Genomic DNA, 15,740 nt, shown 5'->3' on the forward strand with positions numbered 1-15,740 from the left:
ATGCGCCCAAAATTTAACATAGGGTGTTATTCTCTAGACGGTAAGCTGAAAATTCCTATAACTTTCCTAGCCACCGATGAGAGCGATCGCTAAAGATGATATTCTTTATATTCACCATGAGGATGTACCTGTTTATAAAAAAGGCGGTTCGGTGGTGAGAAATAGTTATTTTTGGGCGCTAAAATCGATCGCCTGTGGAGCGCGTCGGGGACAGGATTGGGAGTTCGATGCAGAGGTGTGGGTGGCGCTGGTGCGGATGTTGCTCTGTTTTGCCAATTCTGGTTATTTGGGGGATGGTGAGACAATTTTAGAGTTTACTGTCGATTGTCCCATTCCCGAACCTTTGCGGGGGATATCTACTTACTTATAGCCTCGCTGAGATAGTTAGCGGTGGATTCCACTAGGGGAATAGTATTTTCGTATAACATTCGCGTCGGTCCGATAATGCCGACACTACCGACGGGAGTGTCTCCCTGTTTATAAAAAGCGGAGATAAGAGTACAAGGGCGCATGGATTCCAGAGGATTTTCGGAACCAATGGTGATTTTGACTTTTTTAGCTGATTTTTCTAGTTCTGGTCTTTGTAAAATCAGGGGTAAAAGGCGATCCTGTTCTGCTTCCAAGAGATGCAGTAACATTTGTACTTGTTGCCATTGGGCGAATTCTGGCTGTCGAATGACTTCAGCAACACCATGGACGATAATCTCTGGGATGGCAGTGGATTGGAGACTAGCGCTGATTTCTTGGCTTAATTGTTGGAGAAAATGAGTATAACGGGTAAATTCTCGCTCGATTTGCTGCCAATCGAGGTTAATTAAATCTGCCAAGCAATAACCTTTTAATTTTTCCCCGAGAAAATTAGAGAGGATTTGTAATTCTTCTGCTAATCCATCCTCCTTGTCCGTTGCCATAGACTCAGGAATCTCTATCATAACCGAGCGTGTTTGTAAACTATCTGTAACAATAATTAACATGATCTGCCGGTTCGAGACAGGGATTAATTGCAGATGACGCAGGGTATTAGTGAGGGTGTGGGGAAGGGTAACGATAGCGATATAACCGCTTAAACCGGCTAAAAATTGGGTGGCCCGTTGTAGCAGACTTTCGAGACTCCAAGCGGGAGATTTAGCGTTTTGATGCAGATAATAGCCGATTTTTTCGCCGATACGGTCATCGGGAGTCATTAACTCATCGACGTAGAGACGATAACCCCAATCGGAGGGAATGCGTCCGGAGGAAGTGTGGGGTTGATAGAGTAAACCTTCTTTTTCCAGTTTACCGAGAGCATTGCGAATAGTGGCGGAACTAATAGTAAATTTGTACTCTTCGAGTAGAGTTTTCGAGCCAACTGGTTCGGCCGTGGCAATATAATGTTGGATTGTGGCCTTAAGGATATGTTGATAGCGATCGCTGAGATGGTTTCTAGCGGACATAGGGGAATAATCTTAACAAAAGATTTATAACATTTTTTTAGACAGTATAACGCTTAATCAGTTATCAGTTATCAGTTATCAGTAGTCAGTTATCAGTTATCAGTTATCAGTTATCAAGGTTCTTCGTTACTTGGTATGGTTCGATCGGGTGGCATAAATCGACTATATCCTTATCTGGCAAGAGATTTAATTGATTAGTTCGCTCTAGATCAAAAACAATTGACAAAAATCGCAGCAATGTCTGTCTCTATAAGGGTTTCATTCCTTATAACCCCGTCCATTGCAGAAGACAAACCGAAGAACCGTAATCAATGGGGAGAAAGGGGATAGTGTACCCCTCTCTTTTCCCGATGGGGGCGATCAAAATTAGTAACGGGGAATATTAGGATCGACGAGGAGGGAATAAGCATCGATGCCACCGTTAATATTTTTAACATTAGTAAAACCCTGACTTTGTAGCCATTGGCACATCTGTAGGGATCTCATGCCATGGTGACAGATAACGAGGGTTTCCGCTTGGGGGTTGAATTGGGTGGCAATAGTGGGCGACCATTCTTGGTATTGACTCAAGGGTAAAATGGTAAAATTTGCTACAGATGCCATGGCAACTTCCTCCGGTTCGCGCACATCAATAAGTTGTAAATTAGGATCATGATCGGCTAAACGGAGAGCGAGTTCATGGACGCTAATTTCGGGAATGCTCATAGATTTGGTTTTAAGAATCGGTTATCTTTCCTTTAGAGTAGCAAATCGAGGGACCCTGAGCGGTTATCTGTGAACAGTGCCTAGGTTGTGATGATGGTGAGGAGAATTCTGAGGAACAAAAAAAGCGCATTTGCCCCCGGCTGGATTTCAGTTAAGCTTTGATTAGAGGTTATTGTAGGAGAGAGTTATTGATACCGAATAGATTCACCCAGATGTATTGCGCTGAAGCTATCTTTTCCCCAGTTTTTTATCCTCTGATTAATTTCTAATCTGTACTGCATTCTCCCCATCTCCCCACCTCCCCACTTCCCCACTCCCATCCCCCCACCTCCCCACTTTATAATTCATAATTCATAATTCATAATTCCTCCCAGCTTATGATTCCCCTACAATTAACCCTGAAAAATTTTCTCAGTTATCGCGAGGCAGTGCTAGATTTTCGCGGATTACATACTGCCTGTATTTGTGGTGCCAATGGTGCGGGAAAATCCTCTTTACTCGAAGCAATTACTTGGGCAATTTGGGGAGAAAGTCGCGTCTCGATTGCTGATGATGTCATTCATGCGGGCAGCGATTATGCGCGGGTAGATTTCGAGTTTAGTTATGGGGGAGAAATTTATAAAATTATCCGTAGTCGTCACCGGGGGGGAAAAGCTTCTGGTTTAGATTTTCAGGTGATTAATGATCAAAGTTTTCGTCCTTTGTCGGGCAAAAGTATTAAAGATACCCAAGCACAGATTAATACTTATCTAAAAATAGATCATAAAACTTTCATTAATTCTGCTTATTTACGACAGGGACAAGCGGACGAGTTTATGAAACAGCCTCCCAGTGGTCGTAAACAGATTTTAGCAGAATTATTACAACTCGATCGCTATGAAATTTTAGCAAATAAAGCTAAGGATATATCGAAACAATTTGATGGACAGTCCCTCCAGATTGAGCAGCAAGTAGAAACGATAAAACTCCGTCTTCAGGAGAAAAATTCCTATCGGGAACACCTGCAAGAGTTAAGCACCCAAATTAACCAAATTAATCAAGAACAAGAGGTAAATAATCGGCGTTTACAGCAACTGCAAGGGGAAGAAAATCAGCGTCAGAATTGGGAAAAACAGCTGCAGTGGCAAAGAGAACAGGAGCGAGCTTTATTAGCAGAAATCGAGAGATTAGACCGGGAAAAAGTTAGTCTAGACAATCAATTAAATCAAATAAGGACTATTCTTCATCGCAAAAATGAGATTATTACCGCACACGAGCGCCTAATCAATTTAGACCAGAAAGAGGCCAGTTTGTCAAGTCAATTGCAAGCTTGGCAACAGGCCCAGTATGATAAACAACAATTAGAACAGAAATTACAGCAAAAAATTAACGAATTTACCCTTCCCATCCAACAAACGAGCGCTCGTTTAGAAGAATTGGGAAGACAGGAACAAGAAACTCAAAAAATTATCGAGCAAGCGGGAGATATTCAAGCAGGATTAGAGAAGTTAAATTATCATCGTCAACGTCTTCAGGAATTGGATAGATTAGCTTTAAAATATGCTCCTTTAAATAGCCGAAAAGCTGATCTAAATATGCAGTTGGAACGGGAAAAAGCCAGGATTAATGCTCGTCGGGAACAACTGCAAAGAAATCGGCAACAATTAGAGACAGAAATCGCTCGTATTCCTCTACTAAGAGAGGAGGCTCTCAATTTAGCCAAACGGATTAAGGAACTAGACAAAAAACAAACCTATTGTGAACGAGTGGAAGAAAAGGAAACCGTTAAACAAGTGGATAAAAAAAGTTTATTGGAGCAACAGAAAAGATATGAAGAACAACTTTTAGAGTTAACTGATAAATTGGAAAAATTGAATATTCCCGATTCGGTTTGTCCTTTGTGTGAACAGAATTTAGACAGTCATCACCGTCATCAGGTAATCAGGAAAACCCATCAACATCAAGAACAAATTCAAGAGCAAATTTGGTCCCTACAGGAACAGATGGCAGACTGCGATCGAGATTTAAAACGTTTACGCGAGGAATTAGCCCAAATTAAACAAGAATTGCCAGCACGATCGAATCTACAACAAAAATATGTGCAGTTGGAAGTCAAGTTAGAAACTATTGAAGAAAAGGAAATAGAACTAGAGAAAACCGAGGAGATACTTGTCGAGTTAGAAGCACTTTTAAGCAGTGGCAATTATGCCTTAGAACTACAGCAAGAATTGCAAATTGTCAATCAAGAAATCGCCCTATTAAACTATGATGAACAAAGTCATGCTTTAGTCAGAGGAGAAGAAAAAAGATGGCGTTGGGCAGAAATTCAAGAATCAGAACTTAAGCAAGCAAACCGTCGTTTAGCTAATATCAAGGCTGAGAAACCTAATTTAATTAATCAATTAGCTAGACTAGAACAAGAGAAGCAAGAACTAGGTCAAAATTCCCCAATTAAACAGGAAATTGAACGCTTAGAAAAGCTTATTCAAAACTTAAATTATGATCGCAGTGAACATCAGAATATTCAAAATCTGATCCGACAATTACAGGGGGTAAGATTACAGTATCAAGACTGGCAACAAGCAGAAAAAAATTATCCAGAAATAGCCGCTAAAATCGCTGACATTGAGCAAAGATTACAACTGCGAAATGAGGATCGCCAGAAGATAAATCAGGAGTTAGTAAATATTAGTCAAAAGATTGGTACTTTGACTGACTATCGCCAAGAAATAGCCGCATTATCGACTAATATTCAACAGCGAAGACAGATAATTGATGGATTGCTCTCCCAAAAAGGTCGGGTTGAGGAGAAATTACATCAACTAGAAACTTTAGGTAAACAACTGACAGAAAAAGAAAGCGATTTAGCTAAAGTTAAAAAACAATATAGAGTTCATAAAGAGTTAGCCCTAGCTTTCGGCAAAAATGGTTTACAAACTCTGATGATTGAGAATGTTTTACCAGAGTTAGAAGCCCAAACTAATCATATTTTAGCTCGCTTAACTGGTAATCAATTTCATGTGCATTTTTTAACCCAAAAAAGTGGTAAAGGTACTAAGAAACAGCAACAAAAGTCAATCGATACTTTAGATATTATTATTGGTGATACCCGGGGATCCCGTCCCTACGAAACCTATTCAGGAGGAGAAGCTTTTCGGATTAATTTCTCGATTCGATTAGCTTTAGCGAGATTATTGGCACAAAGAGCCGGAACAGCCCTACAAATGCTCATTGTTGACGAAGGATTCGGAACTCAGGATGCGGAAGGATGCGAGCGCTTAATCGCGGCAATTAACGCTATATCCGCCGATTTTGCCTGTATTTTGACTGTAACCCATATGCCCCAATTTAAAGAAGCTTTTCAACATCGCATCGAAGTCCACAAAACCGAACAGGGTTCTCAATTAATGTTATTATCCTAGGAAAAATATTGATGTAAAGATGGAAAAAATTACGGTCACAGTAAAACTATTTGCTATTTATCAAGAAGTCTATCAAACTTCACAATTAAACCTTGAATTTCCTGCCTACACTTCCGTTACAGAAGTGTTAAACTATATTATAGCCCCCTATCCTCAATTAGAAAGATGGCGGGATGTTACTCGTTTTGGAGTCAATCTCCAGTTTGTTTCGGGAGAGAAAATCCTCAAAAATGGCGATGAGATAGTTTTAATTCCCCCCGTTAGTGGTGGCTAAATGGAGATAGGGAAAATCACAAAAGTTGACTGTCACCTTTCTTCCTTATTACTTTTTCCTTGATATCCCGTGTCTAACTGGCAAATTCCCCCATCGGTGTCTCTTCCCCAAGAGTTTTTAAAAATAGTCCAAGACTACACCCCAGAGTCGGATGGCAGCGTCGTAGCACAAATATTATGGCATCGCGGTGTCCGGGATGGGGCGACTCTGGGGACGTTTCTGGATGAGAAAGCTTATCAGTCAAAAACTCCCTTTGATTTTGGGCAAGAAATGAACTTCGCCGTCAAAAGACTGGAAAAAGCCCTAAATAAAGGCGAAAAAGTGACTATTTGGGGTGATTTTGATGCCGATGGTGTCACCGCTACCAGTGTCCTCTGGGAAGGATTGGGGCAGTTTTTCCCACCCTATCAACAGTTAGATTATTACATACCTGATCGCCAAAAAGAATCCCACGGCCTCAATTGTCCTGGTATCGAGAAACTAGCGCATCAAGGAACCCGTTTAATCGTCACCTGTGACACGGGAAGCACGAATATCGCTGAAATTGACTATGCAAAAAGTTTAGGCATCGATATTATCATCACCGATCATCATACCCTACCCGACGAGCGCCCCGAGGTGATTGCCCTGATTAATCCCCGCTACTTTGTGGAAACCCATCCTTTCTATCATCTTTCTGGGGTTGCTGTTGCTTATAAATTAGTGGAAGCGATGTATTTAACCATGGCAGATATTCCCAGAAAACCCCTAGAAAATTTACTGGATTTAGTTGCGATTGGTTTAATTGCTGATTTAGTCAAATTGACGGGAGAATGTCGTTATTTAGCCCAAAAAGGTATGCAAAAACTGCAAAATACTCAGCGCTTGGGAGTTAAAAAATTACTGGATTTATGTAACAAAACCGGAGATAGACCGATGGATATATCCTTCGGTATTGGACCGCGAATTAATGCCGTCAGTCGCATTTATGGCGATGCTAGATTTTGTGTGGAATTACTTACCAGTGAAGATGAAAAACGTTGTCACGAATTAGCTGAACAAGCGGAATTAGCCAACATTCGTCGCCAAGAAATCCAACGGGATATTATTAAACAAGTTCAGAAAAAACTAGAGAGAATTGATCTTTCTACCACTAATGTAATTATTTTAGATGATCCCCAATGGCCGGCGGGAATTTTAGGATTAGTTGCGGGACAAATTGCCCAAGAATACCAGCGACCAACAATTTTATTAAGTACCAGTGAACCACCTTTTGCTAAGGGTTCCGCTCGGTCAATTCGTGAGATCGATCTCTATCAATTAGTATCTTCTCAATCCCATCTTTTACATCGTTTTGGTGGTCATCCTTTGGCCGCAGGTTTAAGTTTAACCATAGAAAATTTACCCCTATTTATTGAGGGAATTAATCAACAGTTGCGACGCACAGGAATTGATTTAACTTCCCTTTCTTCCGAGATAGAAGTGGCTGCGGTGGTGACGGTTTCCCAATTGGGAAAAAGTCTATTTCGAGAATTAAAATTACTAGAACCCTGCGGGATGGGTAATCCGACACCGAAGCTATTAATTCAAAATTGTTATTTTCACAATCTTTGGCATAAAAATCTTGAGGATTTCAAAGGCAGAAAAATTGCTTATCCCCGGACAACTTTTGAGATCTGGGATAGTTCAATCGAGCAGGGATTCCCCGGTATGTGGTGGGGTCATCAGAGAGACGAAATTGCTGCCGATACCCGTTATGATGCCGTAGTTGAATTAGATTTTAATACCTCCAAAAATCGCTATGAAGTGCGATTAATTGCTCTGCAACCCTATCAACAAGAATTCCTAAGCTATGGCAATAAAAAAGATTTTTTAATCGACAATCGTAATCGAGAAATTAATCAAGAAGTTAACCAATTAAATCCCCTTTTTCTCCGGGAATGTCCCCGGGATTGGACAAAACTTTCTAGGGAATATCAACAGGCAATTTTACGGGATAAAAAGTTAGTTCTTGCCTATGCTAGTCCTTTAAAAAAATCCGCTCACACCTCATGGATAAACCTTGTGGGGATTGGGAAATATTTAGCTAGAACTAAAACCAGTATTTCCCGTCAACAATTACAAAACCGATTAAACCTCAGTTATCATACCCTAGAATTAGGATTAGTTTCCCTAGCAGAAAATGGCTTTAAAGTCAAGAAAAATCAAGAAAATTTATCCTTTGAATTAGTCAATCATGAGGCGAAAATTAATAAGATTGAGCAATTTCTAGAAGCGGTAGCCCTAGAAAACTTTCTCCAGCAATACTTTGCTACTGTTCCCCTAGAAATACTGCAAACAATTCTCAATCATGAAGACTCGATCGATTTCTAGTTATAACCCTTATTTACTGACCACTGATAACTGATAACTGATAACTGATTACTGATTACTGATAACTCCTTGACCGAAGAATTTCGGGGGTTTTGCTAGGGTATAAACTTCCGTATTTTGTGCGATTGCTTGACGAATATAGAGAGGAGTTTGTAACATTCCTAGTAAACTCATGCCATCAATTAAACGTAATCCTCCCGTAGTTGTATCGGTGATTAATTCATCCACCACATCGGGATCGGGACGAGTATTTAAAGGATGATTAGCACAGAGAGTAAAACCCCAAGGGGAACCATAACTAGGAGTAGGAGCGCAATAGGAATGAACGTAGGGAAAAACTGCTTTTAAAGTATTCACCAAACGCGCATGATACATCACCGAAGGGGGAGAAACCGGGCCAGATTGGACAACCACAATGCCATTGGCTGCCAAAACTCTTTGTAGTTTTTCAAAGTATTCTTTCGTAAATAGGGGGAAAGAGGGACCCTCTTCGATGGGATCAACCAGATCAGAAATAATAATATCCCATTTATCATTAGTGGTGTCTAAAACTTCTAAAGCATCGGCCACAACTAACTCAAAACGAGGATCATCAAAAGTGCCTTGGTGCATTTCGGGAAGATGTTCCTTACAAGCTGCCACCACATCCCCATCGATATCGATCATCATCACTTTTTCGATTGTTTTCCAACGCAATAACTCCCGCGTTGTCGCACCTTCACCACCTCCCAGAATTAAAGCAGTTTTTGGTTCTTGGTGGGCAATCATTGCCGGTTGCACTAATGCTTCATGATAAATAAATTCATCCCCCGTACAAGATTGCCATTTCCCATCCAGTACCAAGGCTTTTCCATAGGCCCCCGACTCTACAATATACATCTCCTGAAAAGCGGTTTTTTTGTAGGCTAAAATCCGCGAAACCCCATGACTATAAATGTCCCAGGGGGTAATATATTCGTTAACCCATAGATCCGCTTTTAGTTCACTTCCTGCCATAACTAATCCTCCTTGGGGTGAAAAAGGCACGATCTATCATTATACAACAATTGACAAAATTCGATCGATAACCTGGAATTATCTCCCAGTCATCCCGAAGCTGTCGATAATCGATCGCTGAAAAACGGTAAGCTAGAAAGGATTAGCGAACAGTAAACTTCTAGCCACTAACCTATGACCAAAAACGAGACTACCGAGAAAAAGATTTTTCTCCTAGATTTTGAAAAACCCCTCTACGAATTAGAATCCCGCATCGAACAGATTAAAGAATTAGCCCAAGAAAATGGCGTAGATGTCTCGGAACAAATTAGTCAACTAGACGAACGAGCTAATCAATTACGTCGCGAAATTTTTAGCAATCTCACCCCTTCCCAAAGGCTACAATTAGCCCGTCATCCCCGGCGCCCCAGTACCCTAGACTATATTCAAGCCATCACCGATGAATGGTTCGAGTTACACGGTGATCGCGGTGGTTACGACGATCCTGCCCTTGTGGGTGGTGTTGCCCGTTTTAACGGTCGTCCCGTGGTGATTATCGGGCATCAAAAAGGCCGGGATACTAAGGATAATGTGGCTAGAAATTTCGGCATGGCTGCCCCCGGCGGTTATCGTAAAGCCATGCGTTTAATGGAACACGCCCATCAGTTTAATCAGCCGATTTTAACCTTTATTGACACCCCCGGCGCCTGGGCGGGGGTGGAAGCGGAAAAATTAGGTCAAGGAGAAGCGATCGCCTATAATCTTCGGGAAATGTTCCGTTTAGATGTGCCGATCATTTGTACTGTTATTGGCGAAGGTGGTTCCGGCGGCGCTTTGGGGATTGGTGTCGGCGATCGCCTGTTAATGTTAGAGCATTCTGTCTATACCGTGGCGACTCCCGAAGCTTGTGCCGCCATTCTCTGGAAAGATGCCAAAAAATCCGATAAAGCAGCAGTTGCCCTCAAAATTACCTCAAAAGATTTAAAAGATTTAAATATTATCGATCAGATCGTGCCTGAACCCTCCAGAGGGGCCCATGCTGATCCGATTAAAGCGGCAGCCAATTTAAAAGCCGCTATTAGTGAAAATTTAGAGACTTTATCTTTGTTAACTCCCCAACAACGGCGCGAATCTCGTTATCAAAAATTCCGCAATTTAGGCGTATTTTTAGAGGCTACAGCTTAATCAGTGATCAGTGATCAGATGTGAGTTTTCAGTGATTAGTTTGTTTTGTAGATTTGGAAGATTTCAGCTTCAGTTTAAGGGTTGCACCGACAAAGCTATAATATTGATGGCAGGTTCAAAGACACACCAAATGAAACGGGACGAGGTGCTGGCAATTCTAGAGGCACACCGAGAACAGTTACAAAAACTAGGGGTGAAATCTTTGTCTTTATTTGGTTCAGTGGCCAGGGATGAAGCTGATGCCGATAGTGATGTAGATTTGTTAGTAGAATTCGATCGACAAGGTGGTTTTTTTCAACTTCTGCAAGTACAGTATTATTTAGAAGATATTCTGGGATGCTCTGTGGATTTAGGAACTCAGGATGCCTTAAGAGAACATTTACGGGAACCTGTGCTTGAGGATCTGATCAATGCCTTCTAGAGATTGGCGACTTCGCCTTCAAGACATTTTAGAATCTATCAGTGAAATTGAACAGCGAACAAAGGCAATGACGTTTGAGGAATTTGCCAAGAATCAAACAAATATCAAAGCGGTTCTCTATGATTTTATTATTATCGGAGAAGCAACTAGAAATGTACCGAAGGAAATTCAGTCTCGCTATCCTCTTATTCCTTGGCGTTTAATGGCAGGAATGAGAAATGTTGCAACTCACGAATATTTTCAAGTTAATTTAAGTAGAATTTGGGCAACAATTCGAGAAGATTTGCCGACCTTAGTACCACAAATACAAGAAGTATTGTCAAGGGAAAAAAAAACAGAATAGTTGCGGGGCATTTGTCATATTTAGGGTTTGCTGAATGATGGTAAAACCCTTTGAAAATAAGACTTTTGACCTGTTAAAATCCGATGTTATACTAAATTTAGTTATTAAAGACGGATTATCTATTACCCCTATTGCCTCTCCTCATAAGTAGCCTATACTAAACGGATTTAGTATTAGTCCGATTATTTCCGAGTTATTAGTGGTAGATTAATCTTACCAATTAAAAGGTCCCAAAGCCCGATCGTTGTAATCGCCACCCTCGGCAATAAAATGAATTACCATCGATTTACGGGTTAGCAGGGTATTATTAATCTTCCCACCACCATGAATTAACATTCCGTGCCAGAGAAGAATCTCTCCTTTTTTAGCAGTAAATGATTGACAGTCATAATTCTGAGCGCGATGGTTAACATAATCTTGGTATTGGGGAATTTGAGCGGCAGTAATATTTTTAAGATTGACGGCGGGATAGTCTGGAAAAAATTCAGTTACTTTGATATTTTTATGAGATTTAGGATAAAAAATTAGCGGGCCAGCATCGGCGGAAATATCTTCCAAGGCAATCCAAACACCAACTAAATGATTAGCAGGATGAACATAAAAAACTGCCATATCCTCGTGCAGTCCTTGCTCTGTACCGTGCAGGAAGTTGATGGAATATCTCGGTTCGCAGGATTTGCCGATAATTAAATTAACTAAATCTCTCAGATTTTGATTGTCAAAAATTGCTCGAGCAGCGGGGGAAATCTCATGAAAGGCATGGAGTCGCCAAATAGAATTAACCAAGGCTTTTCTTTGCTCCATATCTAGGGCTAAAACTTGCTCGTGACTTAAACTCGCCGGTAGATTTTCTGCTTGAATGCCTTCAATTCTTAATCCAGGGATAGCCGATTCTAGGAAAAATAAATCGGCTAATTCTGCTACTAAATTATCGATCGCCGTTGCGGGAATTAAATCTTTGACAATACAATAACCCAATTCTCGCCAATGGTCAAGGAGTTGATATTCTCGTTCGGAAATTCGCCGTTGTTGACGAGCTTTTTGCAGGGATTTTTCCGCTCGCGAGCGATCTAACCAGGGTAATTCGGCAGTAGAATTGAAAGACCAGGGCAAATTTTTTAAGATATCGGCAATTTTAAAAATCATGGTGAGTCCATCTTTTCCGAGCTACTTTCGGACTATTTTAATCTATGAGCGATCGATCTACCCTGTCAACAGATATAAATTATTTGAAAAACCCCCTAGGATGAGTTAGGAGGTTACAGGGAAAAAATTAATCAGGGTTGATGGGATTAACTGGCGCTAACTTCAGCAGGATAAACGCTAACTTGACGGCGACTTTTATCCTTGTATTCAAATTTGACCACACCATCAATTAAGGCGAATAAAGTATCATCGCCACCACGACCAACATTTTTACCCGGGTGAACTTTAGTACCCCGTTGACGGATGAGAATATTTCCCGCTTTTACCACTTGACCACCGTAGCGCTTAACGCCTAGTCTCTGGGAACGAGAATCGCGTCCGTTGCGGGTACTACCCGTACCTTTCTTATGAGCCATAATTTCTCTCCAAATGCTTTTTTGATTCTAAAAGTTATTCTTCTTCGTCGCTACTATCTTCCACAACTTCAGCACCGGAGGTAGCAGCAGTGGCGACTAGGGTTTTACCGTTATAATTGATTGAATCAATCATAAAACGGGTAATTTCTTGACGATGACCGCGTTTTTTACGGGTTTTCTTTTTCGGGCGCATTTTATAGACAATCACTTTTTTGCCCCGACGATGTTGCATGACAGTCCCTTCCACGGTGGCCCCTTCGATAAAGGGTTGACCGATGCTAATATCATCCTCATCATGGATTAATAGCACTTTGTCGATGGTATGGGTACTTTGTTCATCGACGGGAAGAAGTTCTATATCGTAATAGCGACCGGGTTCTACCCGAATCTGTTTGCCACCGGTCTCAATAATTGCGTAACTCATGAATTTTCTGCGCTCGTTTTGCCGTACAGGTAGCTGAAAAAAATTCCAGCTTTTGTGCTAATGTCTTCACCTGATCCGAGCAGGAATTGACACAATTTACTATCATCTAATATTCGGGGGGCAATTGTCAAGCTTTTTACCCACCGATTGGCTATATACTGAAAATAATCTTACGAAAAGCTCAATTAAACCGTTATGGAACAGTGGGAAAGCAGAGGACACCTGTTAACCGAACAAATTAACCCAAACAGCCTAAATTTAGACCAATTAAACCCGCTCGAATTGGTGTATCTCTTCAATCGCGAGGATGCCCAAACCCTAAAAGCGATCGCCATGGCCCGGCAAGAATTGGCCCTAGCAATCTCCCTGACCAGTCAAGCTCTGGCTAAAGGTGGCAGACTCTTTTACATTGGGGCGGGAACCAGTGGCCGGCTGGGGGTTTTGGACGCGGCCGAATGTCCCCCCACCTTCTGCACTCCCCCGGAATTGGTACAGGGAATTATCGCCGGTGGAGCGGCGGCGCTGGTGCGTAGTTCCGAAGATTTGGAGGATAAAGCGGAAGATGGGGCGGCGATTATTGCCCAGCGAGAAATTCACGAATTAGACGTGGTAGTGGGGATTACCGCCGGGGGGACAACCCCCTACGTTCACGGGGCTTTACAGGCGGCAAAACAGCGAGGTGCGACGACGATTGCCATTAGTTGTGTCCCCGCCGAACAGGTGGAGATCGCGGTGGATGTGGATATCCGCTTATTGACCGGACCAGAACTTCTGGCCGGCTCCACCCGTCTGAAAGCGGGAACGGTGACGAAAATGGCTTTAAATATCCTTTCCACAGGGACAATGGTAATGTTAGGCAAGGTGTACGGCAACCAGATGGTCGATGTGGCTGTTACTAATCATAAACTCCATGACCGCGCCCTGCGGATTATCTGTAACCTTAGCGATATTAGTCGTGAGGAAGCGGCTATTTTACTGGAAAAAAGTGGCCGCCGGGTTAAATTGGCTTTGTTAATGCAGAAAACGGGACTTTCGGCGGCCCCAGGACAAGAATTGTTACAAAAGCATCGGGGTCAATTACGGGCCGCCCTGCAAGCTTATAATCAAATTGATTGATAAAAACCTATTGATTTTGACTTTCCTATGGTTAATATTTCTTCGGAAATTGCTGCGGTCGCTGTTATTTTCCTCGTCGCTGGTGCTATCTTGACTTGGAGTTTTTATCGAGCTAAACCCTACGGCCAACTGGGAATTTTACCTTGGTTACAATCCTTGGTACTCATAGCTCCTTGGTTAATTTTTTTCGGGCTATTTGCGGCGGGAATTTATCTCAATCTAGCGGTAATTCTCTTTTTACTGGTTGCTTCCACCATTATCTATATTTATTTGGGCAACCGTTTACGCTTACTGAAAACCAATCAGATAATTGAACCGAAAGTTAACCCGGCAGTTAGCCAGTCCGTTACTCCTCTAGAAACCCCGGCAGCGGTGACAGCAATTGTACCCGATGTGATGCCAATTTCCGAAGAGGATTTAAAAGTTATTCAGAGTATTTTTGGGATAGATACTTTTTTTGCTACCGAAACTATCTCTTTTCAGGAAGGGGCAATTTTTAAAGGCAATTTACGGGGAGAACCAGACATCGTTCACTCTCGCTTAACCCAGAAATTAAGTAATCATTTTGGCGATAAATATCGTTTATTTCTGGTGGAAGGAACCGAGGAAAAACCTGTGGTAATTATCCTTCCCAAAACTAACGATCCTAGTCCTGCCACTCTTGCTCAAAAAAATCTCTCTTTAGTTTTGTTAGTAGCCACCATTGTCACCAGCTTAGAAGCGGCGGGAATTTTATTGGGTTTTGATTTGTTTAGTAATTGGCAGAGATATCGAGAAGCAATTCCCCTGAGTTTGGGTTTATGGTCGGTATTAATTGCCCACGAAATCGGTCATCTAATTATCGCTAAACGCCATAATATTCGTCTCAGTTTACCCTATTTTCTTCCCACTTGGCAGATTGGTTCTTTTGGGGCGATTACTCGTTTTGAATCTTTATTACCTAACCGCAGTGTCCTATTTGATATAGCTTTCGCTGGTCCTGCTTTGGGAGGTTTGGTTTCTTTAATCTTGTTAATCGTTGGACTGACTTTATCTAATTCGGCCAGCCTTTTTCAAATCCCTAGTACCTTTTTCCAAAGTTCAATTTTAGTGGGTTCTTTAGCGCGGATAGTTTTGGGCGACGAGTTACAAAATGCCGTTATCTCCGTGCATCCTTTAACTGTTATCGGTTGGTTAGGATTGGTGATTACCGCCCTTAATTTACTGCCTGCTGGACAGTTAGATGGTGGCAGAATTGTTCAGGCTATTTATGGTCGCAAAATTGCCCGCCGCACCACTGTGGCTACTTTGGTTATTTTGGGCATTATTTCCTTAGTTAATCCCAGTAATCCGATTCCTCTCTATTGGACAATTTTAGTCGCTTTTTTACAAAGAGAGTTGGAAAGACCGAGTTTAAACGAGTTAACCGAACCCGATGACACCCGCGCCGGTTGGGGTTTATTACTACTCTTTTTAATGTTGGCGACTCTGATTCCTTTAAGCCCTAGTTTAGCGGGACGGTTAGGAATCGGTGGCTAAATACTTCCCCGAAGTTCTTGCCATTGATTGC

The 15,740-nt window shown here is 41.8% G+C and carries 15 protein-coding genes; 9 read left to right on the plus strand and 6 right to left on the minus strand.

Features of this window, described 5'->3' with window-relative positions; genetic code table 11:
- The first annotated feature begins 76 nt into the window (after positions 1 to 76).
- Entirely contained in the window at positions 77 to 370 is a 294-nt protein-coding gene (locus ACOCD9_RS16635) for a hypothetical protein (protein ID WP_002760270.1), read from the plus strand.
- Here the strand turns inward: ACOCD9_RS16635 and hrcA are convergent.
- Entirely contained in the window at positions 357 to 1,433 is a 1,077-nt protein-coding gene (gene hrcA, locus ACOCD9_RS16640; protein ID WP_419548001.1) for a heat-inducible transcriptional repressor HrcA, read from the minus strand. The two genes, ACOCD9_RS16635 and hrcA, sit on opposite strands and share 14 nt — an antisense overlap.
- Before the next feature lie 366 nt (positions 1,434 to 1,799).
- A complete protein-coding gene (locus ACOCD9_RS16645) occupies positions 1,800 to 2,138 on the minus strand; it encodes a rhodanese-like domain-containing protein (RefSeq protein WP_002744103.1) in 339 nt (112 codons plus the stop codon).
- 377 nt (positions 2,139 to 2,515) lie between these two features.
- Here ACOCD9_RS16645 and sbcC point away from each other — a divergent pair, with 377 nt between their 5' ends.
- From sbcC to recJ, 3 genes are all read left to right on the plus strand, one after another.
- Positions 2,516 to 5,539 (plus strand): exonuclease subunit SbcC, encoded by a 3,024-nt coding sequence (gene sbcC / locus ACOCD9_RS16650; protein ID WP_419548002.1) that lies wholly within the window; start codon positions 2,516 to 2,518, stop codon positions 5,537 to 5,539.
- A 19-nt stretch (positions 5,540 to 5,558) separates the two neighbouring features.
- Positions 5,559 to 5,813 carry a MoaD/ThiS family protein gene (locus ACOCD9_RS16655; RefSeq protein WP_287701979.1) on the plus strand — a complete coding sequence of 85 codons (255 nt, stop codon included), beginning with the start codon at positions 5,559 to 5,561 and terminating at the stop codon, positions 5,811 to 5,813.
- A gap of 69 nt (positions 5,814 to 5,882) precedes the next feature.
- Complete coding sequence (recJ, locus tag ACOCD9_RS16660; RefSeq protein WP_419548003.1) at positions 5,883 to 8,165, plus strand: single-stranded-DNA-specific exonuclease RecJ; 2,283 nt, start codon at positions 5,883 to 5,885, stop codon at positions 8,163 to 8,165.
- Between the two features lie 48 nt (positions 8,166 to 8,213).
- Here recJ and ACOCD9_RS16665 read toward each other — a convergent pair whose 3' ends face one another.
- Positions 8,214 to 9,161, minus strand: coding sequence for a spermidine synthase (locus tag ACOCD9_RS16665; RefSeq protein WP_419548004.1), 948 nt, complete (start codon positions 9,159 to 9,161; stop codon positions 8,214 to 8,216).
- Between the two features lie 174 nt (positions 9,162 to 9,335).
- Here ACOCD9_RS16665 and accA point away from each other — a divergent pair, with 174 nt between their 5' ends.
- The 3 genes from accA (at position 9,336) to ACOCD9_RS16680 (ending at position 11,089) form a co-directional block, all read left to right on the plus strand.
- Positions 9,336 to 10,325 (plus strand): acetyl-CoA carboxylase carboxyl transferase subunit alpha, encoded by a 990-nt coding sequence (gene accA, locus ACOCD9_RS16670; RefSeq protein WP_069475688.1) that lies wholly within the window; start codon positions 9,336 to 9,338, stop codon positions 10,323 to 10,325.
- Positions 10,326 to 10,455: 130 nt separating this feature from the next.
- Complete coding sequence (locus tag ACOCD9_RS16675; RefSeq protein ID WP_002736589.1) at positions 10,456 to 10,746, plus strand: nucleotidyltransferase family protein; 291 nt, start codon at positions 10,456 to 10,458, stop codon at positions 10,744 to 10,746.
- On the plus strand, positions 10,736 to 11,089 hold the full coding sequence (locus ACOCD9_RS16680) for a DUF86 domain-containing protein (RefSeq protein ID WP_002790805.1): 354 nt from the start codon (positions 10,736 to 10,738) through the stop codon (positions 11,087 to 11,089). The genes ACOCD9_RS16675 and ACOCD9_RS16680 overlap by 11 nt, the downstream gene beginning before the upstream one ends.
- A gap of 213 nt (positions 11,090 to 11,302) precedes the next feature.
- On the opposite strand, the gene ACOCD9_RS16685 is transcribed toward ACOCD9_RS16680, so the two are convergent.
- The 3 genes from ACOCD9_RS16685 to rplU all read right to left on the minus strand — a co-directional run bounded on the left by ACOCD9_RS16685 (position 11,303) and on the right by rplU (position 13,075).
- On the minus strand, positions 11,303 to 12,235 hold the full coding sequence (locus tag ACOCD9_RS16685; protein WP_419548005.1) for a phytanoyl-CoA dioxygenase family protein: 933 nt from the start codon (positions 12,233 to 12,235) through the stop codon (positions 11,303 to 11,305).
- A gap of 146 nt (positions 12,236 to 12,381) precedes the next feature.
- Positions 12,382 to 12,651 carry a 50S ribosomal protein L27 gene (gene rpmA / locus ACOCD9_RS16690; RefSeq protein WP_002744094.1) on the minus strand — a complete coding sequence of 90 codons (270 nt, stop codon included), beginning with the start codon at positions 12,649 to 12,651 and terminating at the stop codon, positions 12,382 to 12,384.
- A 34-nt stretch (positions 12,652 to 12,685) separates the two neighbouring features.
- Positions 12,686 to 13,075, minus strand: a complete 390-nt coding sequence (gene rplU / locus ACOCD9_RS16695; protein WP_002785944.1) for a 50S ribosomal protein L21 — start codon at positions 13,073 to 13,075, stop codon at positions 12,686 to 12,688.
- 195 nt (positions 13,076 to 13,270) lie between these two features.
- On the opposite strand from rplU, the gene murQ reads away from it, so the two are divergent.
- Positions 13,271 to 14,191 (plus strand): N-acetylmuramic acid 6-phosphate etherase, encoded by a 921-nt coding sequence (gene murQ, locus ACOCD9_RS16700; protein ID WP_419548006.1) that lies wholly within the window; start codon positions 13,271 to 13,273, stop codon positions 14,189 to 14,191.
- 27 nt (positions 14,192 to 14,218) lie between these two features.
- Positions 14,219 to 15,709, plus strand: a complete 1,491-nt coding sequence (locus ACOCD9_RS16705) for a site-2 protease family protein (RefSeq protein ID WP_287701991.1) — start codon at positions 14,219 to 14,221, stop codon at positions 15,707 to 15,709.
- Positions 15,710 to 15,740: the final 31 nt, after the last annotated feature.

This window comes from Microcystis sp. (assembly GCF_048564745.1).
Classification (GTDB): Bacteria; Cyanobacteriota; Cyanobacteriia; order Cyanobacteriales; family Microcystaceae; genus Microcystis; species Microcystis ichthyoblabe_A.

What these genes read in the sequence shown, in the direction of transcription:
- murQ (WP_419548006.1), top strand. Translation starts at nt 13,271, where the DNA reads ATGGAACAGTGGGAAAGCAGAGGACACCTGTTAACCGAACAAATTAAC.
- ACOCD9_RS16665 (WP_419548004.1), bottom strand. Translation starts at nt 9,161, where the DNA reads ATGGCAGGAAGTGAACTAAAAGCGGATCTATGGGTTAACGAATATATT.
- ACOCD9_RS16680 (WP_002790805.1), top strand. Translation starts at nt 10,736, where the DNA reads ATGCCTTCTAGAGATTGGCGACTTCGCCTTCAAGACATTTTAGAATCT.
- rplU (WP_002785944.1), bottom strand. Translation starts at nt 13,075, where the DNA reads ATGAGTTACGCAATTATTGAGACCGGTGGCAAACAGATTCGGGTAGAA.
- ACOCD9_RS16685 (WP_419548005.1), bottom strand. Translation starts at nt 12,235, where the DNA reads ATGATTTTTAAAATTGCCGATATCTTAAAAAATTTGCCCTGGTCTTTC.
- ACOCD9_RS16655 (WP_287701979.1), top strand. Translation starts at nt 5,559, where the DNA reads ATGGAAAAAATTACGGTCACAGTAAAACTATTTGCTATTTATCAAGAA.
- ACOCD9_RS16675 (WP_002736589.1), top strand. Translation starts at nt 10,456, where the DNA reads ATGAAACGGGACGAGGTGCTGGCAATTCTAGAGGCACACCGAGAACAG.
- hrcA (WP_419548001.1), bottom strand. Translation starts at nt 1,433, where the DNA reads ATGTCCGCTAGAAACCATCTCAGCGATCGCTATCAACATATCCTTAAG.
- rpmA (WP_002744094.1), bottom strand. Translation starts at nt 12,651, where the DNA reads ATGGCTCATAAGAAAGGTACGGGTAGTACCCGCAACGGACGCGATTCT.
- ACOCD9_RS16705 (WP_287701991.1), top strand. Translation starts at nt 14,219, where the DNA reads ATGGTTAATATTTCTTCGGAAATTGCTGCGGTCGCTGTTATTTTCCTC.
- sbcC (WP_419548002.1), top strand. Translation starts at nt 2,516, where the DNA reads ATGATTCCCCTACAATTAACCCTGAAAAATTTTCTCAGTTATCGCGAG.
- ACOCD9_RS16645 (WP_002744103.1), bottom strand. Translation starts at nt 2,138, where the DNA reads ATGAGCATTCCCGAAATTAGCGTCCATGAACTCGCTCTCCGTTTAGCC.
- ACOCD9_RS16635 (WP_002760270.1), top strand. Translation starts at nt 77, where the DNA reads ATGAGAGCGATCGCTAAAGATGATATTCTTTATATTCACCATGAGGAT.
- accA (WP_069475688.1), top strand. Translation starts at nt 9,336, where the DNA reads ATGACCAAAAACGAGACTACCGAGAAAAAGATTTTTCTCCTAGATTTT.